Raw genomic sequence first — 21,757 nt, 5'->3', positions numbered from 1 at the left:
CACCCGTTCGAAGCCCAATCAACCACGAGCTCACGGCGTCTCACCGCGATCAATGACCGCCTTCTGACTCATGTCAGCTGGTGCCTCGAACACTTCATGCCCAGTGGGCTTTTCAGTCACACCATCCTCATAGTTGGCATGACTCTGTGTGCATCGGTCCTCCATACCCTCCACAATATAGCTCAGGCCGCTCTCACGGTTGGCACCAATCATCCTCTGCCATCGCCCACCGACACACGCTAGACTCGTCGGTGATGGATCGAAGCCCTGCCTCTGTCCCCGTTCGTCGCCCACTTGCGTCCGCGGCTCCCTCCCCCCAGCCCGAGCCCGTCCTCGAGCGCGACCCGATCGACGAGCGCATCTCGGCCCAGGTCGCCATGATCAACCGCAGCCCTCGCGTCACCGCCCTCGCCTCCCTCCAAGCCCTGGCCTCCGCGAGTCCACGCGTCACCGCGGCCGTCCAGCGCCGCGAGGCCTTCGCCCACAGCCCCGGCGCCCAAGCCCGCGCCCGCGCCCTGACGCGTCCGGGTGGCTTGCCCGGCCCCCTCCGCGCCGGCATCGAGGCCCTCTCGGGGATGTCCATGGAAGACGTCAGCGTCCGCTACGACTCGCCCCGCCCCGCACAGCTGCGCGCCCACGCCTTCACCCAGGGCCGAGACATCTACGTCGGGCCCGGTCAGGAGCGCAGCTTGCCCCACGAGGCCTGGCATGTCGTCCAGCAGAGCCAAGGTCGCGTCCAGCCCACCAGGAGCCTCCACGGCGTGGCCATCAACGACGACCGCGGGCTCGAGCGCGAGGCCGACATCATGGGCGCTCGCGCCATCGATGTCGGCCGCTCGAGCTCCCCCGAGTCGCTGTCCGTGGGGGAGCCGGTGCGTAGCTCGGGCTGCTTGCGAGGGGCGGTGCAGCGCGAGGTCATCCAGATGGATGGCGATGACGACGTCGAAGAACTCGATAGGCCCCCCGCTCTCGCTCCCCCCCTCACTGTAGCTCAGCTAATCACAGATTTTTGGGAAGCACCCAGCAAGAGGGCATTCCTCTCAAACAACATTCTAGCGCTTGAAAATGAGGCTATGGCCTCAGATTTCTTATATGAACTATCTTCGAACGAGGAGGGGAAGAAGGCTCTCGAGTCCGCAGCAAAGAGCGGATTCAGCGAAATACCATACATTGGAGGATACATTCCAAATATAATGTCTAAAACCAGCCTCCACCCCGCTCCCCAAGTCGCTGTGGGAGCCACGGCGGGGATAGTAACGCTAGTGGCAGGAGGACTACTCCTCGGTGCACAGAGGTTAATATCCGAGCCCATTCGTAGCAAGATTTCAAACAAGAAAAATTGGATAAAGCGCCTCATGAGCCTGGAGTTTGGCGTGACCTTTAGCGGAAGGTGGAACGAAAAGGAGCTAATCAAAACCTACATAGCCTTTCACCGCGTCCCAAGGGGAACAGCCAAAGCATGCATAGACTACATTGACCGCAACTGGAGCTCAGGATCTTTCGCACAAGAAACATCCCAGAACAAACCAGTCCCTGGACCACTAATCAACATGGGAATGCTCGTTCCAACTGAGGTAACGATGGGCAGCATCGAGCCATACTCGGCACTCGTCTCAACCTTGAGCGCATTTAACATCTTCAACTCCCAAACACGTTTCAAATTCAAGACTGGAGCATTTCTCAAAAACGGAAGCCTTTACAGCAAGAGGATGCGGACAAAAAATGCTTGGACCATGACTGTGCTCCATGAAGTTGGGCATGCTGTCGACTTCAAGCGTAAAGTCATGGACACACACGGAGAAGACTCCAACTTTGGAGGTTGGAAGACTCACCGCCCCTCGACCCTTGCCCGGGACATGCTCGCATCAATGCAAACCCCCGTTACAGCTCCGAACGGCGTCATAGATGCAAATTTCAGCCAATACAACTGGGACAAACTAGTCGAGCAATCAATAGAACTAGTCGTACACAAACAACCGATCGAAAGCGCCTTCGCCGAATCAGAGGCCCAAACAAATGTCACATTCAACCAACGAACAAAGAACGCCATAAAGTATGCAATCATGGCCCACCCCGCCACGAATATGATCAAAAAGAACAGGCCACTTGGCGCATGGGAGCGTGGTGATTCAACCATGCAGAACATGGCACAACCATTCAATGGCCGATACTTCCACCGTTCATATCCGGGAAAGATTAGCAAGGACACATTCGTTGGCATACACGGAGACACTGACACATGGATCACCGACAGTAACAGCTGGGTCAGCTTCGAGGTCGAATCTCGCAAAGACGCCGTCTCAAACTATCAATACCGAGCCCCCGGCGAGTGGTTCGCCGAACTCTACGCCCACTACTATATGGGAACCCTCGAAGGCCATCCTCTCGAACGATGGTTCGAGCGCGAGATCGACCAGGAACTCAACCCCGACGCGGTGCTCGGCGTCCCCAATGCTCCAACTGCCGAGGACCTAAATCCCGACGCCAACGATAACTGAGCTCCACCATGGGCTGCCTCGCGCTCTTCACCACCCCCATCGTCGTCCACCCGTTCGAAGCCCAATCAACCACGAGCTCACGGCGTCTCACCGCGATCAATGACCGCCTTCTGACTCATGTCAGCTGGTGCCTCGAACACTTCATGCCCAGTGGGCTTTTCAGTCACACCATCCTCATAGTTGGCATGACTCTGTGTGCATCGGTCCTCCATACCCTCCACAATATAGCTCAGGCCGCTCTCACGGTTGGCACCAATCATCCTCTGCCATCGCCCACCGACACACGCTAGACTCGTCGGTGATGGATCGAAGCCCTGCCTCTGTCCCCGTTCGTCGCCCACTTGCGTCCACCGCTCCCTCCGCCCAGCCCGAGCCCGTCCTCGAGCGCGACCCGATCGACGAGCGCATCTCGGCTCAGGTCGCCATGATCAACCGCAGCCCTCGCGTCACCGCCCTCGCCTCCCTCCAAGCCCTGGCCTCCGCGAGTCCACGCGTCACCGCGGCCGTCCAGCGCCGCGAGGCCTTCGCCCACAGCCCCGGCGCCCAAGCCCGCGCCCGCGCCGTGACGCGTCCGGGTGGCCTGCCCGGCCCCCTCCGCGCCGGCATCGAGGCCCTCTCGGGGATGTCCATGGAAGACGTCAGCGTCCGCTACGACTCGCCCCGCCCCGCACAGCTGCGCGCCCACGCCTTCACCCAGGGCCGAGACATCTACGTCGGGCCCGGTCAGGAGCGCAGCTTGCCCCACGAGGCCTGGCATGTCGTCCAGCAGAGCCAAGGTCGCGTCCAGCCCACCAGGAGCCTCCACGGCGTGGCCATCAACGACGACCGCGGGCTCGAGCGCGAGGCCGACATCATGGGCGCTCGCGCCATCGATGTCGGCCGCTCGAGCTCCCCCGAGTCGCTGTCCGTGGGGGAGCCGGTGCGTAGCTCGGGCTGCTTGCGAGGGGCGGTGCAGCGCGAGGTCATCCAGATGGCTGGTGTTGCCGCCGTGAACGCGAATGCAGCGCCCACTGTCGACCAACTCCTCGCGGCACTTTGGGGTCCAGGAGTGAAGAAAAATGCCTATGTGCTCGGGGTCATGCAGTCGAATCGACCTGACACAATGAAAAAAGAGTTTATATCACGACTTGCAGGCGAAGATCGCGGAAAAAAGCTGCTCGAGTCCATGGTCAAGGGCTCTGTCATCAACTGGCTCCCTGATGTCTCCAGGGTGACAAACGTCATGAAACCCATCCCACCTTCAGAAGGTGTACAATGGCCAGCTAAAGTTCCAGCAGTAGTCATCGGCATACTTGGCGGCTTCGCACTGGGAATTCAGAAGCTCCTTGCGGAGGGCTGGTCTTGCTCTCCCTTCACTAGCCATCGTGATTGGATAAAGGAACTGATGAGGCTCGAGTTCGATGTCACGATCAGCAACCACTGGAGCGAGGCAGAGCTACGCAAGACATATCTAGCATTTCATCTTGTCCCCGATGGAACTGTCAGGGCATGCGTGGATGGACTCGAGCGAAACCAATTTAACATCGGATCATCCGCTCCTGGTTCGAATATTGCCATGGGAGGTCTCTTACCCACAGGTTCGACCATGGGTGGCGTCGAGCCCTACTCCAGGCTGTTTGGACAGAAGTTTTTAAAAGCCGGGAGCAAATACAGCAGCAGGATGAAGTACAAAAATGCCTGGACAATGACAGTCCTTCATGAACTTGGCCACACAGTGGACTTCAAGCGGAGTGTCATGGACACGCATATGCACAGGCCGGAGTTTGGGGGCTGGCGCACTCACATGCCAACTACACTGGGTAAGTTCATGCTGGACGAAATGGATAATCAACCAGCCCCCAAATCTTTCTTCCACACAACACTGACTGGAGCAATCTCATTTCCGAAGCCGCATGGGCCATAGCAACCGGTTATCCCATCGACAATCCCCTCAACAGCTTCAGCAATATAGCAGACCCAGTGGAAAAAAACCGGACAATTCGCGCCGTCGAAGCTCACCCCGCCATCTCCATGCTCAAAAAAAACCGGCCAGAGGGCGCGTGGAACCGCGACGACAGCACCATGAGGGAAATGGCAGAGCCATTTGGAGGCCGCTATTTCCATTGCTCATACAAAATAGAAAAATCACGTCAGTGGGTCAGCTTCGAGGTCGAATCTCGCAAAGACGCCGTCTCAAACTATCAATACCGAGCCCCCGGCGAGTGGTTCGCCGAACTCTACGCCCACTACTACATGGGAACCCTCGACGACCATCCTCTCAAAGGATGGTTCGAGCAGGAGATCGACCAAAATTTCAACCCTGGCGCGGTCCTCGGCGCTCCCAATTATCCATGATCTAAACGCCGACACCAACGACAACTGAGCCCCACCATGGACCGCCTCGCGCTCTTCACCACCCCCATCGTCGTCCACCAGCTCGAGGGCATGGACCCCATCAACCACGAGCTCACCAAACGCCTGCTCACCGAGTCCGAGACCTCCCCCGGCTTCGTGCGCAGCAACGTCGGCGGCTGGCACTCCACCCCAGACCTCAGCCAGCGCGAGGAGCCCTGCTACCGCGCGCTCATGCACGCCATCGTCCACCACACCCAGCTGACCTTCGGAGAGGTCGCCAAAGCCTCGGGGCTGGACACCCGCGAGCTGCAGTTTCGCTTCGCCGTCCACGCCTGGGCCATGGTCATGCGCCAGGGGGACTACACGATCCTCCACGACCACGCCGAGTCCCACTGGTCCGTGGCCTACTACGTCGACGCCGGTGACGCGGACCTCGACGCGCACCCGACCTCGGGCCTGCTCTCGTTCGTGGATCCGCGACGCACCGGCAGCGCGATCCCTGGAGCGGAGCTCTTCCCGCCCACCTTCGACGTTCGGCCCCAAACGGGGATGCTGGTGGTCTTTCCTGGCTGGCTACAACACTACGTGCACCCCTATCGCGGCGAGCGGCCCCGCGTCTGCGTGTCGGCCAACCTGAACATGGAGCTCATGGCTCATCCTGGGCATTGATGGGGTTGCGGGGCGTACTAGAGTCTCGCCCATGTCGCTGGTCATGGCGGCGGTGCTCTGGGCCTACATCGACCACGACATCGAGCACGAGGTCACCGGGCTCAGCGCTTGCTACGGCGTCGAGCGAGCGCTCGGGCAGCGCGCGGCCGTGGGCATCGCGGAGGCGCTGCGCGGCGTCCTGGCCAACAATCGAGCCCGCCCGCGCTGTCCGAGCGCGAGTGGCAGCGAGGCCTTCAACGCCGGATCATGGCGGCGCTGAAGGTCCAGCCGTGACAGCAGCCGTCGCTGGCCGCGGTCGCGTAGATGTCCCACGCCTCGCCCGCGCTCTGGATCACCTGCGGCTCGCCGAGCTCGACGGCGTGGCTCTCCTCACCCACGCTGGCGCTGACGAAGCCACCCACGCCATACTCGACGCCGTCCTCCTCCTCGTAGCAGTAGCTGTCGTAACGCAGCTCGACGCCCTCCCACGTCACGGTCGATGTGCTGACCAGGGATTGCGCGAGGATCAGGCCGTCGTCGTCGTAGACCTCGAGCCTCTCGTTCGACCCGAAGTCGGCGGGCGTGTCCGCGTAGAAGTCGAGCACGACGCCCTGCGCTCCGCTCTCGAGGCCGACCGGCACCGCGTCCGTGGCCGCCGGCGCCTCGATGCCGACCTCGTGCGGCGTGTCGTCTCCGTCCACGAGACAAGAGAGGGTCACGCTCGAGCGCCCGTCCGCCACGCTCGAGGCGTCGACGCTGCACGCGGCGATGAAGCTGGAAGGGTCATCGTCTCCATCGACGGTCAGCGAGACCTCCGCGGGGAGGGGCTGGTTCTCGACGCACATCTCCCCAGACGTATCGTCACCGAGATCCTCAGCCTCGTCGTCGGCACAGCCCACGCCCAGGCAGGCGGCGCTGAAGCCCAGGCCGAAGGTCAGGGAGGCCGAGAGAGTTTGAAGGCGAATGCTCATCTCCCCCCAGAGGTGCCCCCAGCACGCCGTATCGATCACGGCGTGCTGAAGCAGCGCTCACGGCGTGCTGAAGCGGCGCTGGCCAGCGCGTCAGAGGCGAGGGTCGACGGGCTCGCTCTCCAGCGCCAATACGCCGAATACGGCCTCGTGGACCCGCCACAGCGGCTCGCCTTCCGCGACGCGTTGCAGCGCCTCCACGCCCAGCGCGAACTCGCGCAGGGCGAGGCTCCGCTTGACGCCGAGCTTGCGCGGACGCAAGCGCTCGAGGTTGTCTGGGGCCGAGTACTCCGGGCCGTAGATGATCCGCAGGTAGGCGGGGCCGCGGCACTTGAGCGCGGGCTGAACGAGGCCGCGTGGGCCGCGGGCCAGCCAGTGCTCCGGCTTGACCACCATCCCCTCCCCGCCGGCGTCGGTCATCTCTCGCCACCACGCCGCCGCGGCCTCGCGCTGGGCCTGATCCGCGAGCTCGACGACGCGGCACTTGGTTGCGACGAGCAGCGCCTCGTCCTGGGCGGCGAGCTTGGCCAGCTGGTCCATGTGCCAGATCTGGCTGTGTTCGAAGAAGGTCCGGCCCTCGGCGGCGAGGATGTGGAAGGGCGCCAGGCGTACGCCCTCGAGGCCCTCGGCCTTCCAGCAGTAGCGTCGCCACGCCTGGGAGTAGCTCTCGACCATGGCGCGCCTGTTGGCGACATGGCGCGGGAGCTCGCCGAGCTCGACCCCGCGCGCGGCCGCCTGCGCGACGGTGCGCTCGACCTCTGCGAGCGCGGCCTGAGCCGCCGCGCCCACGGCCGCGTACTGCGACTGCAGGAGTTCGACGGCCTTGAGCGACCAGGGCATGAGCTCCGCGTCGAGGCAGACCCAGTCGCTCGCAATCGTCGACCACCAGCCCGCGCGCTCGATCGCCTCGGCGAGGCGGGCGATCAGGGCGGCCTCGACCGCGTCATCTGCAAAGAAGGGCCGCCCCCTGCGGGTGTAGACGACGCCCTGCTTGCCGTCGCCCACGCCAAAGCGGGCCGCGGCCAGCTCGGGGGTGCGCGCGACGACCAGGACGGCGCGCGAGCCCATGTGCTTTTCTTCGCACACGACGCGCTCGATGCCCGCTTGCTCGTAGTACTCGAAGGCCTCCTCGGGCCGCTCGAGCAGGGCCGTGTCCTTTGGCGCGGTCGCGGTCGGGGCCATGGTCGGCGGCAGGTAGATCAGCCAGCGGGGATCGACCGCGAAGCGGCTCATGACCTCGAGGGCAGCGACGGCGTTCTCTTCGCGGATCGTGATGCTGTGTCGGACCCTGGTCTCGACGATCCGCGCGCCGGTGACGTCGGTGATGTCGAGCACGCCCTCGGGCCTGCTCGGCGGCTTGGGCTGCTCGAGGGGGCGCGCGGGCTCGTAGTAGGTCCGGGCGGCCTCGACCGCCACGAGCGCCATCTCGGGGTAGCGCAGCGCCGTCAGCTGGCCGCCGAACACACAGCCCGTGTCGATGCAGATCGTCCGATTCACCCAGCTCGGCTCGGGGACCGGGGTGTGGCCGTAGACCACCGTGGCCTGACCGCGGTACTCCCTCGCCCAGTCGTAGCGCACCGGGATGCCAAACTCGTCGGTCTCGCCGGTAGTCTCACCGTAGAGGCAAAAGGCGCGCACGCGCCCGGAGGCGCGGCCTTGGTAGGCCTCTTTGAGGCCGGCGTGGGCGACCACCAGGCGACCCTCGTCGAGCACGAAGTGGCTCACCAGGCCGTTGATGAAGGTCGCAACCTCGGCGCCGAAGCCCTCGGGCTCCTCGGCCAGCTGGTCCACGGTCTCCTGCAGGCCGTGGCTGAGCCGGACTTTCTTGCCGCCCAGGTGCTTGAGCAGCTTGACCTCGTGGTTGCCGGGGATGCACACCGCGGCCCCGCTCTCGACCATGGACATGACCAGGCGCAGCACCCCGGGGCTGTCCGGGCCGCGGTCGATCAGGTCGCCGAGAAAGAGCGCGCGCCGCCCTGGCGGCGGGGTGACCCGCGGCTGCTCGCGCCCGCCCTCGAGCTGGTAGCCCAGCGTCTTCAGCAGGGTCTGGAGCTCGTCGAGGCAGCCGTGGACGTCGCCGATGATGTCGAAGGGACCCGCGTCGTCGCGGCGGTCGTTCCACAGCGGCCGGCGGATCAGCTCGACCGCGTCGACTTCGTCTTGCGAGGTCAAGATGTGCACCCGGCTGAAGCCCTCGCGCTTCATGCCCCGCAGGTCGCGGCGCAGCTGGGCGCTCTGCTGACGGATGACCCGCATCCCAAAGTTGCGGTCGGGGCGATCCTCGTTGCGCGCCCCGGCGAACTTGGTCGGGAGGTTGAGGACGATCGCCACGGCCAGGCAGTCGTGCGCCCGGGCCAGCTGGACGAGCTTCTTGCGGTTTTGAGCCTGCACGCTCGTGGCGTCGACCACGGTCAGCTTGCCCCGCGCGAGGCGCTTGCCCACGATGTAGTCGAGCACGTCGAAGGCGTCGCTGGTCGCCGATTGGTCGTTCTCGTTGTCGGACACGAGGCCGCGACAGACGTCGCTGGACACGACCTCCGTGGGCAGGAAGTGGCGCCTGGCGAAGGTCGACTTGCCAGCCCCGGACACGCCGACGAGCACGACCAGGCAAGGTTGGGGGATCTCGAGCTTCATCGCGTGAACACTCCCATCTGGGTGGGCGCGCCGAGCTCGGGGTCGACGGGCCCGATCGGCTCGAGCGCGAGCGCGTAGCCGTGGCGCTCGGCGACCCCGCGCGCCCAGGCCTCGAACTGCGCCCGGGTCCACTCGAAGCGGTGGTCGCGGTGGCGCAGCTTGCCCTCGGGCAGGCTCTCGAAGCGCGCGTTGTACTCGACGTTGGGGGTCGTGACGATCACGCACGAGAGGCTCTCGGGCGTGAACAAGGTGTGCTCGAGGGCCCCGAGCCGCGAGGCGTCGACGTGCTCGATCACCTCGACGACACAGGCGGCGTCGTAGTCGAGCAGGCGCGCGTCTCGGTAGGTCAGCGAACCTTGAAAGAGCGCGACGCGGGCCCGCTGACGATCGCTCATCTCGTCCCAGCGCAGCCGCTTCTTGGCCCGCTCCAGGCAGGTGAAGGAGACGTCCATGCCGGCGACCCGCTCGAAGCTGCGGTCGCGCACGAGCGCGCGCAGCAGCTTGCCCTCGCCGCAGCCCACGTCGATGACGCGGCGCGCCCCGGCCCGCGAGAGCGCGCCGTGGACGGCCCGGAGCCGCTCTTCGTTGAGGGACAGCCGCCTCTCGAGGACCTCCTCGCTCCGGGCAGGCCGCGCCTCGTCGCCCTGCCCGCTCTGCTCGGCCGTGGCTTCGGCTTCAGCCTCGCCCTCTCCCTCGCCCTCTCCCTCGCCCTCATCCTCCAGCCGGGTCAGCAGCTCATGGGCGAGCCCGCGCTGGCGCTTGAGATAGCGCAGGGCGATCTCCTCGCGCTCGGGGTGCTCGGCCAGCCAGCCCTCGCCGCGCGCGAGCAGCTTGTCGACCTCGCTGCTCCCGACCCAGTAGTGCTTGTCGTTGTCGAGCACCGGAACGAGCACCGTCAGATGACGCAGCAGCTCGCAAAGACGCAGCTTCGCCCGCAGCGTCACGGTGGCGTAGGCGCTCTCGCCCCACTCGGGGTAGTCCGCGTCGAGCTGGTGGCGCTCGAGCTCGAGTTCGTAGCCCAGCGGTTCGAACAGCGCCCGAGTGAAGCGCTCGCCGCCACGCAGAGGCAAGACGGCGAGCTTCGCCTCGAGCGGGATCTCCTCGCTGGCCAGCTCGGGGCGCTCGCGGCTGGTGCCTGCGAGCGCCGAGCCCAGCACTCTGGAGATCGCCACGGCGAGGAAGGACGAGGCGACGTAGGGCCTGTCGTTGGTGTACTGGCCGAGGGCGAAGCCTTCGCTGCCTCTATAGTTGCGCACCAGTGCCACCGGATCGACGTCGAGGAGCAGCGCCAGGGTGCACCTGTCCTCGCTGGCCTCGGGGTAGAAAATGTGAGCCGTTCCAAACGAGAGCTCGGCGGTCTGCGCCCGCTCGGGGTGCTTGCCCATGAGGAAGCCGAGGTCCGTGGCGGGCCGTTGCGTGGTGGTAATCGTGAGTAGCATCGTTCGCGGCCGAACAGCCAGCATACAAGCCGCGGCTCGCTCGGCAAGCGTCGATCTACTCTTCGTGCCCCCTCGCTACCGCCCCAGCGCGCGCAGCAGCAAGTGTCCGAGGATCACCGCGATCATCCCCAGGTTCCGGGGGATGCTCGCCAGCCAGCGCTGGTCTTCGGGCGCGCTGCCTTCCGCCAGCGACACGGCCAGCGCGGTCAAGCTCTCGACACCGAGCGGCCAGTCGCGCACGCCCTCGAGCCAGTCTTTTGGCAGGCCCTCGAGTCCCCCCCTCGCCCCGACCAGCGCGCCGACGATCGCCGCGCACGTGTCCGTGTCGCCGCCCAGGCGGATCGCCGACTCGATCGCTCCCCGGGCGTCCTCCGACCACAGCGCGCAGTAGACCGCGGCGGGGACCGTGTCGACGATGAAGCCCGAGACCCCGCGCTCGTAGCTGCCGCGCTGCCCTCCCCACGCCTCGCGCACGCGCTGGCGAAACTCGAGATCGCGGATCATTGCGATGATCGAGTCGTCCAGCTCCCCGCGCGAGAGCTGGCGAGCCAGGCGGGCGATCAGCACCGCGCCGTCTTCCGCTCGCGGGTCCGTGTGAGTCAGCCGCGTCGAGGCCCGAGTGAGCGCGACCAGGTGCGCGTCGTCTTTGGCGCAGACGCCCAAGATCGCCGAGCGCATCGCCGGCCCGTTGCCCGCCGAGTCGACGCCGCTGCGCTCGGGCGGCACGCCCACGAGCAAGCGCAAGCTGCCGCGGAGGGTGGCGAGGCCGATCCCAGGGGGGAGCGCGAGGACCCAGCGCCTGAGCGCAGCGGCGAGAGAGCGGGTGAAGGCCTCGACCTCGCCGCCCGAGCTCGCCAGCGCGCGCGCGACCATGCTGGTGTGCTCGGTGTCGTCGCTGACCAGCCCGCAGCCGAGGAACATGCGGTGCTCGAGGGGACGCCGGCGCAGGCGTCGGGCGATCCGCTCGGGGTGCAGACCTTCGTGAGGCAGGCCGAGGGCGTCGCCGATGGCCGTGCCCAGCAACACCCCGGCGATCGTGTCGAGATCAGTCACGCATCGGCGACGAAGCAACCACCATGCCAGGCGCTCGAAGACCCGACATGGCGGCGTGACTCAGCGCCCGCGCGGGTGCTCGCTCACAGCTGCGCCACTTTGTCGGTGGCGCGCTGCGAGTCGACGACAGCGCGACACAGCTGCTCCCCGGCCTCGAAGAACGCGCTCAGGCCGGTCGCGGCCAAGCTCGCGTCCCACAGCAGACGCTCGCCCTCGGCGTCGCGCTCGGCCGGCAGCAACATCGCCGGGCCGGGCTGACCGCGACCCTCGGGGCCATAAAACGCGCCGCTTTCGACCTCGGGATCACAGGCCGCGCGCAGCAGACCCAGGGCCCCGTCCTCGACGGCGTGGGCGACCCTCAAGGTCCGCCACAAGATCAGCTGATCCAGCACCCGCGTCCCGCCGGCGTCGGAGGTCTTGGCCTGTAGCCCGCTGTTGGTCGGGCCAGGGTGGGCGCACAGGCTCTTGACCCCGCTGCCCGGGCGCTCGGCGGCGATGTGGTCGTGCAGGGCGTAGGTGAACAGCAAGTTGGCGAGCTTGGACTGCTGGTAGCGCCGCCACTTGCCAAAGCCGGGGAAGCCGTCGCCGCCGAGCTCGCCGCCCTTGGCCGCGAGGTAGTCCGCGCTCAGGGGCGCGCCTCGCCGGGCCCCGCTCGAATGATTGACGACCCGCGCCTCCCCGTGGGCCGCGGCCGCGGCCGCGAGCAACGGCCAGACCAGCGCCGTCAGCAAGAAGTGCGACAGATGGTTGGTCTGCATCTGCACGTCGTAGCCGTCGCCCGTGGCGCGATCCGGCAGACCCATGACCCCGGCGTTGTTGCACAGCACGTCCAGGCCCTCGGGGTAGCGCTGTGCGAGCAGCTCGGCGGCCTCGTGCACACTCGCGAAGCGCTGGAGATCACAGGCCACCAGCGCCGCGTCGATGCCCTCGCCCTTCAGCTCCTCCAGCGCTCGCTGTGCCCGCTGTGAGGGCCGATTGAGCATCACGATCCGCGCGCCCTCGCGCCCGCAGGTCCGCGCCATGACCAGGCCCGTGCCGCTCGTGCAGCCGGTGATGGCGATGGTCCGGCCCTCGAGGCTGGGCATGGACTCGACGAAGGCGGCGTAGTGACGGGGCTCGGGGGGCGGGTAGGACGGGATGAACATGGCTTCGGTTCCGGTGGCGCTGAGCTAGAGGTAGAGTGGTGGGATCTGCGCACTCTCGTTGGGATTGAGCAGCGCTCAGTTGAATTGAGCACTGCTTAGCGCACCTCGGCCAAAGCGGCAAGAGCTTCTTGACGCGGGCGAATTCCAATGAAATCTCGTAGGCGTGTCGGCCAAGCCAGCCCACGGCGACGCGCGCGATCACCTCGTGACCTGCGCGCTCGAGCTGCTCCACCGCGACCACCCCGACGATCTCTCGATCCGCGAGGTCGCTCGCCGCGCCGGGGTGTCATCGGGCGCGCCCTACCACCACTTCGGCGACAAGCCCGGGCTCCTCGCCGCCTGCGCCAAGGTCGGCTGGGAGGCGCTGATCCAGGACCTCGAAGCCCTCGACCACGCGCCCCCGATCGACGAGCAGCTCAGCCACTGCTCGGCGGCCTACCTCGGCTACGCCTTCGCCAACGCCGGCTGCTACCGCCTGATGATGTCGCGGCTGTTCTACGACGTCGAGCGCTTCTCCGAGCTCGATGAGCTCCGCGCCCGCGCCATGGGGGGGATCATCCAGCGGATCGCGGACTCGGGGGCCATCGGCCACGATCAGGCGCTACTCAAGGCCCGGGGCATCGGCGTGTGGTCCGTGCTCCACGGCTACGCGATCTTGCGCCTCGACGGCTCGCTCAAGGGCGAGCCCACACCTGCCGAGCAGCAGGCAGAGCTCGTGACCTTGGCGATCCGCATGGCGCTGCTACCCTCCTGATTGGCCTCCTGATTGGCCTCCTGATTGGCGGCCTCCGACCAGCTCGAGCCCCTTTGGGTGAGGCATCTTCTTCACCTCACCCAAGGGCGCCAGGCCCACGTAATTTGTCCACTTCACGACGCGGTGCTCGCTCAGCTCGTACACCGAGCAGGTGGGCGCGGCCAGCTCCTGGCCAGCCTCCGCGCACGCCCACCCCTCGCCCGCGACCGTCCACGTGTCGTCGAGTTCGAACGCGAGGCTCTGCGCCTGCTCGATGACCTGGCGGACCACGAAGTCGTGCCGCAGCGACGCCTGTGCGGAGAGGATCCCCGCGACGACCGCGTCCAGCCCGCTTTGCTCCCGCGCCTCGAAGGCGCTGTTGGGCATGTCGACCCGCACCACCTCTTGCGCGAGCCACTTCGCGTAGTCCTCGGGGTTCGTGGCCTGAAACTCGATCATGATCTGGAGACTGCGGGCGACCATCCGATCGTGAAAGTCGAGATCCGGGTCGTTCGGGTCCGTGCGCTCCGTGGGGATCAATGTGCCCTCGGAGCTCACGAACACCACCGTATTCTCGTCTGCGGCCAAGAAGTCGTTGATCAGCTCCTCACCCACGATGCTCCCGACCGTCGACTCCGTGACATGGTTGACCAGCTTGCCCCCCTCGACCTTCCATGTACCCTTGGTGACGAATTCGACGTCCTGCCCGCCGGCTTGCATCTTGCCCTTGGTCACCAAGCTGCCGTCCGCGTCGTACCAGGTCAGATATTGCATCGGGATATCATGGGTAATCTCGATGCCGCACCAGCAGCCGACCAGGAGTGTGGTGAGGTCACTGTCCGAAGGGAGGTTGTGGTTCACTGCATATCTCCTCTCACATGATCGGCACCTCGTGATCGCTCACCTGATAGAGATATATCCGGTTCGCGCCAGGGGTCCCGTACATACCGGTTCCTACTGTAGTGTAGAAGATCTCGTGGCTCAAGGTCAGGTCGCGAGTCTTTGGTGTGGTCGGGAGATCGATCCGATAGCGCAATTTGCCTCCCTTCACCTCCCAGCCCCCCTCTTCCTGGTATTCCTTCGTCACCCCGTCCGCTGCCTGGACACCCCGCGTCAGCCAGCGACCGTCCCTCGAGAAGGTCGTGACATATCGATATTGGACCGCATCGAATGTCTCGACCCCACGCCAGGATCCGAGCTGGTTGAGGGCGAGGACCTCGTCGCGATCGCTGCTCACCATGTTGTGCGCGACCTTGAAACTGTAGACAGCCTGGCCGTCCGAGTCCCTGACCGCCATCGTGTCGGTGGTCATGAACAGGATCTTGCTGGTCAGGACCCCGCCTTGGAGGTGAGGCAGGTTCGAGCGCGTGACCTTGCGCTCCAAGACCCCGCCCGAGAGCGTCCAGGTCCCCTCGTTCTCGTACTCCATGGACACCTTGCCGCTGACCATGGTCCCTTCGGAGCGCCAGTGCCCGTCATCGGTGTAGCGGGTCACGTAGCTGTAGCTGGTGCCGCCCGAGCACTCCGCCCCCTCCCAGTCCCCGATCAGCTTGTCGTGCATCCTCTGATCGTCCACGCGGTAGTTGACCAGGATCTTCTGCGTGTCCTGATAGACGACCTTCTCGCCGTCGATATCCATCACCCGCGCATAAAATCGCTGACCCCCGAGATTCGGGATGGTTGACTCCGCGATATAGTATTCGAGCGTCCCATCCTCGACGCTCCACGTCCCGCGGTTCACAAATGGGCTCACGCCAGCGACGAGGCCATTCGTCACCCACGTCTTCTCGTCATCTGACATGTTCATTTCGGACACATAGCTCATTGGCGTGCCGTGGGCGATCTCGTCCGAATACCACGACCCGACGAGGGACCTCTCGATGGCAGAGTCATCTCGATCGATTGGAGGACCAACGATCTCGACATTGGCAAAGCTCGCACCGCTGACCAGGTTCTTTTCCGCGCTCTTGGACATGACCCCCCATATCCTCCTTCAGTCATCTCCACGATCACAATGAGCGCTGACGGCGCATGTCAAAATGTTGCACACCGCCCGGGCCCGAAGCGAACAAATTACATAAAAAAACTCCACCCGGAGTCCAAGTCTCGATACTCGAGAGGAGGAGGTCCGGGTGGAGGACAGCCGGCGAGGCCGGCCTGTCAGCGCCAGGGCTCAGTTGCAGACGCCGGCGGTGTAGTTGCAGTGCAGGCTGATGCAGTCTTCCGTGATCCCGCAGGACTCGCCCGGCTCACCCGTGGTGCAGATGTTGTCGAGGTTCGAGCAGTAGGGGGCGTTCGACGAGCAGTCACCGTCGTTGACACAGGCATCGTCGGCGCCGCCGTCGGAGCACATGCTGTTGACGCAGAAGGGCGCGCTCTCCGAGCAGTCGCCGTCCCAGCTGTCACAAGCGTCGCCATCGAGGCCCTCGCTGCACGCACCCCCGCCGCAGAAGGGCGCGGCCTCCGAGCAGTCGTCGCTCACGGCACAGGTGTCACCCACGGCGCCCTCGGAGCACTGGTCGATGGCGCAGAAGGGCGCGTCCTCGGAGCAGTCGTTGTCGTAGACGCAGGCGTCCCCGATCTCGCCGGCGGAGCAGGTCCCGTCGGCGCAGAAGGGCGCGCCCGAGTTGCAGTCACTGTCGTAGATGCAGGGATCCCCGGCGTCGCCCATGTGACAGGTACTGTCGACGCAGTAGGGCGCGCCGATGCAGTCGTTGTCGTTGACGCAGGAGTCCCCGAGGCCGCCGTCCCAGCACACGCTGTCGACGCAGACGGGCGAGTTCTCGCCGCAGTGCGAGTCATAGTTGCAGGCGTCGCCCTCGTCGCCGACGGAGCAGGCCCCGTTCACGCAAACCGGAGCATACTGGCCGCAGTGCGAGCTGTAGGTGCAGGCGTCGCCCTCACCGGGGACCAGGCAGTCCGAGACGTCGAAGGTGCAAGACGAGGAGCACGCCAGGGTGCCGTCGTCGAACTGCGAGTCGACGTCCGCACAGATCGTGGAGCCAACGCCAAGGCTGGGCTCGCAGTCCTCGCCCGCGTCGAGGACCCCGTCGCCGCAGGTCTCCGAGACCGGCGTCGCGTTGGGGACGTTGGCCTCGACCGTGTCGGGGCTCGTGGCCGCGAAGTCTGCTTCGAGGTCTTGATCAACGAAGTCGTCCTCACCCTCGACGCAGCCGCCGAGGACCATGGTCACGGCGAAGAGCCCTGCGGCGGGGCGAATGAACAGCTTCAGCTTTTGGGATACTGGGGCCAGCTTCATACGCAACATGTATAAATGGAAGCCCCCAGCATGGGAAGAATTATCTTCGAATCCAAAGTCGATAATTTTCACGAGATGTGGATTTCCCGCGGCGAGACTTCACGTTGTGCCAAAGATATTGAAAATATGAAGGATCTTATCGCACAAAAGCGACATGAGACGACAGCGCCATTCTCGCACGCCCAATATCGCGCATTGCATCAAACCTGTACCAGGGGCGTGAAATATCGATGTTGAGCGCGCTGCACGGCCGGCGAAGGGCTCGCCCTGTACTCGAGCCTGGCTTCGAGTTCAGCACCACTGCCGCGCGCAAACCACGAAGCTCGAGCGCGTGGCGGGGCAGCGTCCAGACGGACACACTGCGAGTGTTTCGAGGCAGGGCCGGCTGCACAAAGGCGTGCACCTGGTCCTTTCACCACGCTTTGCTAGTGTGCGCGGCAGAGGACTTGAAGGGCCCCAGGCTTGGAGCACCGGCCGCTGACTTCGTTGCTCGTCAGTCATTTGTGCCCGACAAACTCCCTCCTCGCGCCTCGTCAGCAACCGGCGGTCCGGCGCCTGGGACCCTTCAAGTCCTCTGCCGCGCACACTAGCTCACACACGGGACTTCGAAGAGTGTGTATCAGCAGACACACAAATATCGACCAACACGCCCGACCTGTTCGCAAGATCAATCATGGGGGCTGTCCCCCACCACGCAGCGCAGCGCGGCGCGGGCTCACACCAGGCGCTCGGGTATGCTGGCCCCCATGCGCGCGCTCTCCCCTCTCCTTTGCTGCTGCTGCTGCGCTCTGAGCCTGGCCTGTGCCCACCAGGCCTCGGATCCAGACGCCACGAAAGGCCCAGGCACCACGGCAGACGCCGCGCCGGACACCGCGGGCAGCTCGGCCAGCGCCACGCCGGGGATCAACGACCGCTATCTCGACGACGACGCCGTCGACAAGTGGACCAAGGTCTTCGAGCAAGAGCGCCGCGACGTGATCTCGCACCGCGACGAGATCGTCGCCGCCCTCGAGCTCGAGCCGGGGATGGCCGTCGCAGACATCGGCGCGGGCACGGGGGCCTTCGTCGAGCCCATCGCGCGGGGCGTGGGGCCCGAGGGCAAGGTCTACGCGGTCGACATCATCCCGGACTTCCTGGCCCGGCTGCGCGGGCGCGCCGCCGAGGCGCAGCTCGACTGGGTCGAGGTCGTCGAGGCCACGCCACAGTCGCCGGCCCTCGCCCCCGCGTCCGTGGACCTGCTGTTCTTGTGCGACGTCTACCACCACCTCGAGTACCCCTCGGTCTATCTGCGAGGGCTCCGCGAGGCGCTGCGCCCCGGCGGGCGCATGATCATCATCGACTTCGACAAGATCCCCGGCAAGACCTCGGCCGGGATGATGAAGCACGTCCGCCAGGACCAGGCCACCCTGCTCGCGGAGGTCCGCGCCGAGGGCTTCGAGCTCGCCCGCGAGATCGACTCGGTCCCGCTGAAGGAGAACTACATGCTCGAGTTCGTGGTCGCTCCTAGCTCGTGACGCCCTCGGCCAGGGAGCGGCGGTGCGCCCAGTACCACTTGCGAAAGCGCAAGGTCGCCGCGTCCGAGGGGACCGAGCGCTCGTCCGCGGGCGGCGGCGCGATCGCGGGATCCGAGGACTCGACGATTCGCCGGTCCTCGTTGATGATCCGATCCTCGTACCAATTCATCGCTGGCCACAGCGGCATATCCACGCCCGCCACGAAGCGCCGCGCCGAGACCAGGAGCAGCCGGGTCTCGCCCGCCGCCCCGGGCACGCTCATCATGTGCTGACGATAGATCCCCTGCGGGCCGCTGAGCACGAGCATGGACAAGCACGGCCGATACCACCCGAGGTAGGCGCCCGAGCGCGCCGCCGGGTCCTGGAGGTCGCGCTCGCCGGTCTCGTCCCAGTGGATCTCGAACCCGAAGTCTCGGTCTTCGACGTGCTGCGCGAGCGAGCGCCCGGTGGCGTCGCGCAGGCGCTTGCCGATGGTCGCGCGGTGGACATAGGGCAGGTGCGCGACGTCCAGCATGTTCTCGGCCAGGCGGGTCCAGTGGCAGCGCCACACGAACTCGGCCTCGCGCCGGCGCAGCCCCGGCTGCTCGAGGGAGTCGGGTAGATCGGGGCCGGCCAGGACGCGCGGATCTTCGGCGCTGGCCTGCTCGTCGGCGAACACCCAGATCAGCCCGCCGCGCTCGACCGTCGCCATGGCCCCGACCCCGAGGCGATCGAGCTTGGCGCCGGGGTTGAAGGGGACGTCCACGCAGCGGCCCCCGCCGTCGAAGCGCCATCCGTGGTAGGGGCACTCCAGGCAGCCGTCGGCGGCGACGCGGCCCTGGGAGAGCTCGACGCCGCGGTGCGGGCAGCGGTCGAAGACGGCCCGGGGGGTACCGGCGCCGTCGCGGAACAAGGCGAGGCGCTCGCCCGCGAGCACGACGGCGAGCGGCCGGTCATCGAGCTGACTGGAGAAAGCGAGGGGCCACCACAATCCGCGAGCGTCGACGAAGCGCACGAGCTCTCCTTAGGCCACGCCGAAGCCCATGCAAGCCGAAGCGCTGGATTTTCTGGTCGGTGCGTGCCATGCAAACAGAGGCGGTCATGCGAACCTACGGGGCGAAAAACGCAGATCACGAGGCCAAGCGTCAGAAGATGGTCGCGCAGATTGCGCCTCTCGTCATGCGCGCGGCGCCCGAGCGCCCCAGCCTGCGGGAGATGGCCAAAGCGGCGGGGGTCAGCGTCAACAACCTGCGCCACTACTTCAAGACCCGCGAGCACCTGCTCGAGGCGGTGTTCGAGGCCATGGGCGTGGCGGGGCAGCCCTATGTTGCCCGGGCGCTCCAGTTCACCGAGCTGCCCGTCGGCGAGGGGCTGAAGACCTTGATGACCGAGCTCGGCGCGGCCTGGACGCCCGACAAGCTCGGCGGTCTGCACCGCAGCGGGATCTCCGAGGGCCTGGGCTCGGCGCGCCTCGGCCCCGCCTACGTCGAGCACCTGCTCGAGCCGACCATCGCGGTCGTCGAGCAGATGCTCGCGCGCTGGGCCGAGCGCGGCGAGATCGAGGTCGGGGATCTCCGGGTCGCCGCGATGTCGTTGATCTCCCCGCTGCTCCTCGCCCTCCTCCACCAGCGCGGGCTCGGGGGAGACTGCTCCCGACCTCTCGATTTCGAGCCTTTCATCGAGGAGCTCGTCGAGCGCTGGTTGGCAGGCTACGCACGCTGATCCAAAGCCCGATGCGCGCCTGCGCGGGCGCCGATGCTCATGGTTTCGACACCCCCCTCGCCACGGAATGTGCCAATAAAAATAGACACTATAGAGCTCACCTAAACATCATTCGGCCCCACCTCTGGGTGATCTCGAGGACAGTGTCCGAGCCTCCGAGTGGCACGCACACACAGGTGTCCGGGCTCCCGCCGAGAGCGTAATCCCCTTCACCAAGATGGGCTAAAACCGGCCCCAGGGCTTGATCTGCGCGCTTTGCAGGTTCTCACCAAAGCTAAAATTTCAATCGCGCGAGACCGCGCAGGGCGGCGCTCCGATCGTTTGGCCAGATCGTTGGTGTGGGTGACATTGCTACCCCATTTTTCACTACACAATTAATGAAATGTCGCTAGTCTAGGCGCCATGTCGACGTCGCAACTATCTCTGGAGTCCGTGCGCACCTTCGAGCTTCCCGCCAGCGTACGCGAGGCCGAGTTCGCCGACTACATCGCCGCCCTCGACCGCTGCCTCGACGACCTCGCGCCCTTCGTGATGATCGTCGACGGCAGCAACGTCGAAGGCGGCCTCGAGGAGGCACCCCGCGGCGCGTGGCCGCGGATCCGCGCCACCCGGGTCACCGCCTTTCACAAGGGCGTGGCCTTCGTGACCGGACCCAACGCCGGCAGCGCTCGCGTCCGCGCCCTGTGTGCCATGCAGCCGCCGCGTGTCCCTCACGCCTTCTTCAGCGACCGCGAGCGCGCCCTGGTCTGGGCCCGCCAGCAGCTCGAGAGCGTCTCCTCCGAGCGTCAAAACCGCAACAAGACCGTCTCGCTGATGGCAGTCGGCGGCTGACCCCAGCATCCCCCACGCGCGCCGACTTCGAGAAGACACCGAGTGCTCGCCAGCTGCATGCAGCTGGCGAGCACTCGGCTTTTTGTGACCTCCAGGCGCTCGCCGTAAGTGGACATACATGTCCACTTGAATCACGATAGGCTCGCGCGAGCGCAGCGCCACGAGCAGCGCCACGAAAGGAGTCTGTCATGAAGGTCAACGGGAAGGTCCTTGTCGTCACGGGTGCCGGGAGCGGCATGGGTCGAGAGCTGACCCTCCAGCTGCTGGCGAAGGGCGCCCGCGTCGCGGCCGTCGACATCCACGGCGACGCCCTCGACGAGCTCGCCTCCGCCGCGAACGCCGGCGAGCGCCTGTCCAAGCACGTCGCCGACATCGCCGACAAGCAGGCGATCCAGGCGCTCTACGAGGCGGTCGTCGAGCACCACCGTCATGTGGACGGCGTGTTCAACAACGCGGGGATCATTCAGCCCTTCGAGAAGCTCATCGATCTCGACGACGATCGGATCGAGAAGGTCATGGCGGTCAACTTCTTTGGCGTCCTGCACATGATCCGCACCTTCTTGCCGCACCTGCTCGAGCGCCCCGAGGCGCACATCGTCAACACCTCGAGCATGGGCGGCTTCTTGCCGGTGCCCGGCCAGGCCGTCTACGGGGCGTCCAAGGCCGCGGTCAAGCTGATGAGCGAGGCCCTCTATGCCGAGCTCATGGACACCAGCGTCCACGTGACGGTGGTCTTCCCCGGGGCGATCGAGACCAACATTACGGTCAATTCCAAGGTCAAGACGCCCTCCCTCGCGGGCGACAGCAAGGTCCCCCTCGAGCCGATGCCAGCGAGTGACGCGGCCGCGAAGATCATCGCGGGGGTCGAGCACGATCGCTACCACGTGATGGTGGGGCCGGACGCGGTCTTGCTGGACAAGCTGTGCAGGATCGCGCCCAAGCGCGCGCTGTCGATCATCCAAAAGCAGATGAAGGGGCTGCTCGAGCAGGACTGAGCCCG

The 21,757-nt window shown here is 65.9% G+C and carries 21 protein-coding genes and 2 pseudogenes; 12 read left to right on the top strand and 11 right to left on the bottom strand.

The genetic code is table 11. From position 1 onward, the window contains the following. Window positions 1–30 precede the first annotated feature (30 nt). The gene (locus tag G6O69_RS39405) at window positions 31–213 is read right to left on the bottom strand and encodes a hypothetical protein (protein ID WP_217909858.1); all 183 of its coding nucleotides are present in this window, start codon (window positions 211–213) and stop codon (window positions 31–33) included. 41 nt (window positions 214–254) lie between these two features. On the opposite strand from G6O69_RS39405, the pseudogene G6O69_RS42215 reads away from it, so the two are divergent. Beyond that, a pseudogene (locus G6O69_RS42215) lies at window positions 255–671 on the top strand (DUF4157 domain-containing protein); the annotation flags it as partial. A 90-nt stretch (window positions 672–761) separates the two neighbouring features. Continuing rightward, a complete protein-coding gene (locus G6O69_RS17105) occupies window positions 762–2,498 on the top strand; it encodes a hypothetical protein (RefSeq protein WP_275943081.1) in 1,737 nt (578 codons plus the stop codon). 77 nt (window positions 2,499–2,575) lie between these two features. On the opposite strand, the gene G6O69_RS39400 is transcribed toward G6O69_RS17105, so the two are convergent. Next, entirely contained in the window at window positions 2,576–2,758 is a 183-nt protein-coding gene (locus tag G6O69_RS39400; protein ID WP_217909858.1) for a hypothetical protein, read from the bottom strand. A 41-nt stretch (window positions 2,759–2,799) separates the two neighbouring features. On the opposite strand from G6O69_RS39400, the pseudogene G6O69_RS42210 reads away from it, so the two are divergent. The 5 genes and pseudogenes from G6O69_RS42210 to G6O69_RS17085 form a co-directional block, all read left to right on the top strand. Next, a pseudogene (locus tag G6O69_RS42210) lies at window positions 2,800–3,216 on the top strand (DUF4157 domain-containing protein); the annotation flags it as partial. Between the two features lie 90 nt (window positions 3,217–3,306). After that, window positions 3,307–4,401, top strand: coding sequence for a hypothetical protein (locus G6O69_RS17100; protein WP_275943079.1), 1,095 nt, complete (start codon window positions 3,307–3,309; stop codon window positions 4,399–4,401). 56 nt (window positions 4,402–4,457) lie between these two features. Then, complete coding sequence (locus G6O69_RS17095) at window positions 4,458–4,832, top strand: hypothetical protein (protein ID WP_172304568.1); 375 nt, start codon at window positions 4,458–4,460, stop codon at window positions 4,830–4,832. A gap of 36 nt (window positions 4,833–4,868) precedes the next feature. Further along, window positions 4,869–5,501, top strand: coding sequence for a TIGR02466 family protein (locus G6O69_RS17090; RefSeq protein ID WP_172304567.1), 633 nt, complete (start codon window positions 4,869–4,871; stop codon window positions 5,499–5,501). 31 nt (window positions 5,502–5,532) lie between these two features. After that, the gene (locus G6O69_RS17085; protein WP_172304566.1) at window positions 5,533–5,760 is read left to right on the top strand and encodes a hypothetical protein; all 228 of its coding nucleotides are present in this window, start codon (window positions 5,533–5,535) and stop codon (window positions 5,758–5,760) included. On the opposite strand, the gene G6O69_RS17080 is transcribed toward G6O69_RS17085, so the two are convergent. The 5 genes from G6O69_RS17080 to G6O69_RS17060 form a co-directional block, all read right to left on the bottom strand. Beyond that, entirely contained in the window at window positions 5,735–6,451 is a 717-nt protein-coding gene (locus tag G6O69_RS17080; protein WP_172304565.1) for a hypothetical protein, read from the bottom strand. The genes G6O69_RS17085 and G6O69_RS17080 overlap by 26 nt on opposite strands. 90 nt (window positions 6,452–6,541) lie before the next feature. After that, window positions 6,542–9,082, bottom strand: a complete 2,541-nt coding sequence (locus G6O69_RS17075) for a polynucleotide kinase-phosphatase (RefSeq protein ID WP_172304564.1) — start codon at window positions 9,080–9,082, stop codon at window positions 6,542–6,544. Next, window positions 9,079–10,521 (bottom strand): 3' terminal RNA ribose 2'-O-methyltransferase Hen1, encoded by a 1,443-nt coding sequence (locus tag G6O69_RS17070; RefSeq protein ID WP_172304563.1) that lies wholly within the window; start codon window positions 10,519–10,521, stop codon window positions 9,079–9,081. Before G6O69_RS17070 ends, G6O69_RS17075 begins: the two co-directional genes overlap by 4 nt. A 75-nt stretch (window positions 10,522–10,596) precedes the next feature. Beyond that, entirely contained in the window at window positions 10,597–11,574 is a 978-nt protein-coding gene (locus G6O69_RS17065; RefSeq protein WP_172304562.1) for an ADP-ribosylglycohydrolase family protein, read from the bottom strand. Between the two features lie 83 nt (window positions 11,575–11,657). After that, window positions 11,658–12,719, bottom strand: a complete 1,062-nt coding sequence (locus G6O69_RS17060; RefSeq protein WP_172304561.1) for an SDR family NAD(P)-dependent oxidoreductase — start codon at window positions 12,717–12,719, stop codon at window positions 11,658–11,660. A gap of 163 nt (window positions 12,720–12,882) precedes the next feature. Between G6O69_RS17060 and G6O69_RS17055 the strand changes: the two genes are divergently transcribed. After that, window positions 12,883–13,473, top strand: a complete 591-nt coding sequence (locus G6O69_RS17055) for a TetR/AcrR family transcriptional regulator (protein ID WP_172304560.1) — start codon at window positions 12,883–12,885, stop codon at window positions 13,471–13,473. Here the strand turns inward: G6O69_RS17055 and G6O69_RS17050 are convergent. From G6O69_RS17050 to G6O69_RS17040, 3 genes are all read right to left on the bottom strand, one after another. Next, window positions 13,462–14,313, bottom strand: coding sequence for a hypothetical protein (locus G6O69_RS17050; protein ID WP_176396899.1), 852 nt, complete (start codon window positions 14,311–14,313; stop codon window positions 13,462–13,464). The two genes, G6O69_RS17055 and G6O69_RS17050, sit on opposite strands and share 12 nt — an antisense overlap. A 13-nt stretch (window positions 14,314–14,326) precedes the next feature. Continuing rightward, entirely contained in the window at window positions 14,327–15,091 is a 765-nt protein-coding gene (locus G6O69_RS17045) for a hypothetical protein (protein WP_176396898.1), read from the bottom strand. A 534-nt stretch (window positions 15,092–15,625) separates the two neighbouring features. Further along, on the bottom strand, window positions 15,626–16,711 hold the full coding sequence (locus G6O69_RS17040) for a hypothetical protein (protein ID WP_172304557.1): 1,086 nt from the start codon (window positions 16,709–16,711) through the stop codon (window positions 15,626–15,628). Between the two features lie 746 nt (window positions 16,712–17,457). Here G6O69_RS17040 and G6O69_RS17035 point away from each other — a divergent pair. Beyond that, window positions 17,458–18,225, top strand: a complete 768-nt coding sequence (locus G6O69_RS17035; RefSeq protein ID WP_172304556.1) for a methyltransferase domain-containing protein — start codon at window positions 17,458–17,460, stop codon at window positions 18,223–18,225. Here the strand turns inward: G6O69_RS17035 and G6O69_RS17030 are convergent. Then, window positions 18,215–19,219, bottom strand: a complete 1,005-nt coding sequence (locus G6O69_RS17030) for an aromatic ring-hydroxylating dioxygenase subunit alpha (RefSeq protein ID WP_172304555.1) — start codon at window positions 19,217–19,219, stop codon at window positions 18,215–18,217. The two genes, G6O69_RS17035 and G6O69_RS17030, sit on opposite strands and share 11 nt — an antisense overlap. Window positions 19,220–19,356: 137 nt before the next feature. On the opposite strand from G6O69_RS17030, the gene G6O69_RS17025 reads away from it, so the two are divergent. From G6O69_RS17025 to G6O69_RS17015, 3 genes are all read left to right on the top strand, one after another. Continuing rightward, entirely contained in the window at window positions 19,357–19,926 is a 570-nt protein-coding gene (locus tag G6O69_RS17025; RefSeq protein WP_217909856.1) for a TetR/AcrR family transcriptional regulator, read from the top strand. 402 nt (window positions 19,927–20,328) lie between these two features. Then, entirely contained in the window at window positions 20,329–20,757 is a 429-nt protein-coding gene (locus G6O69_RS17020) for a hypothetical protein (RefSeq protein ID WP_172304553.1), read from the top strand. A 188-nt stretch (window positions 20,758–20,945) separates the two neighbouring features. Beyond that, a complete protein-coding gene (locus G6O69_RS17015; protein WP_172304552.1) occupies window positions 20,946–21,752 on the top strand; it encodes an SDR family oxidoreductase in 807 nt (268 codons plus the stop codon). Window positions 21,753–21,757: the final 5 nt, after the last annotated feature.

The organism is Pseudenhygromyxa sp. WMMC2535 (assembly GCF_011083025.2).
The sequence above is the reverse complement of the archived record's forward strand: the minus strand, read 5'-3'. Positions and strand labels throughout refer to the sequence as shown.

What these genes read in the sequence shown, in the direction of transcription:
- G6O69_RS17025 (WP_217909856.1), top strand. Translation starts at nt 19,357, where the DNA reads ATGGTCGCGCAGATTGCGCCTCTCGTCATGCGCGCGGCGCCCGAGCGC.
- G6O69_RS17060 (WP_172304561.1), bottom strand. Translation starts at nt 12,719, where the DNA reads ATGTTCATCCCGTCCTACCCGCCCCCCGAGCCCCGTCACTACGCCGCC.
- G6O69_RS17075 (WP_172304564.1), bottom strand. Translation starts at nt 9,082, where the DNA reads ATGAAGCTCGAGATCCCCCAACCTTGCCTGGTCGTGCTCGTCGGCGTG.
- G6O69_RS17040 (WP_172304557.1), bottom strand. Translation starts at nt 16,711, where the DNA reads ATGAAGCTGGCCCCAGTATCCCAAAAGCTGAAGCTGTTCATTCGCCCC.
- G6O69_RS17020 (WP_172304553.1), top strand. Translation starts at nt 20,329, where the DNA reads ATGTCGACGTCGCAACTATCTCTGGAGTCCGTGCGCACCTTCGAGCTT.
- G6O69_RS17070 (WP_172304563.1), bottom strand. Translation starts at nt 10,521, where the DNA reads ATGCTACTCACGATTACCACCACGCAACGGCCCGCCACGGACCTCGGC.
- G6O69_RS17080 (WP_172304565.1), bottom strand. Translation starts at nt 6,451, where the DNA reads ATGAGCATTCGCCTTCAAACTCTCTCGGCCTCCCTGACCTTCGGCCTG.
- G6O69_RS17045 (WP_176396898.1), bottom strand. Translation starts at nt 15,091, where the DNA reads ATGGATATCGACGGCGAGAAGGTCGTCTATCAGGACACGCAGAAGATC.
- G6O69_RS17090 (WP_172304567.1), top strand. Translation starts at nt 4,869, where the DNA reads ATGGACCGCCTCGCGCTCTTCACCACCCCCATCGTCGTCCACCAGCTC.
- G6O69_RS17015 (WP_172304552.1), top strand. Translation starts at nt 20,946, where the DNA reads ATGAAGGTCAACGGGAAGGTCCTTGTCGTCACGGGTGCCGGGAGCGGC.
- G6O69_RS17085 (WP_172304566.1), top strand. Translation starts at nt 5,533, where the DNA reads ATGTCGCTGGTCATGGCGGCGGTGCTCTGGGCCTACATCGACCACGAC.
- G6O69_RS39405 (WP_217909858.1), bottom strand. Translation starts at nt 213, where the DNA reads ATGATTGGTGCCAACCGTGAGAGCGGCCTGAGCTATATTGTGGAGGGT.
- G6O69_RS39400 (WP_217909858.1), bottom strand. Translation starts at nt 2,758, where the DNA reads ATGATTGGTGCCAACCGTGAGAGCGGCCTGAGCTATATTGTGGAGGGT.
- G6O69_RS17035 (WP_172304556.1), top strand. Translation starts at nt 17,458, where the DNA reads ATGCGCGCGCTCTCCCCTCTCCTTTGCTGCTGCTGCTGCGCTCTGAGC.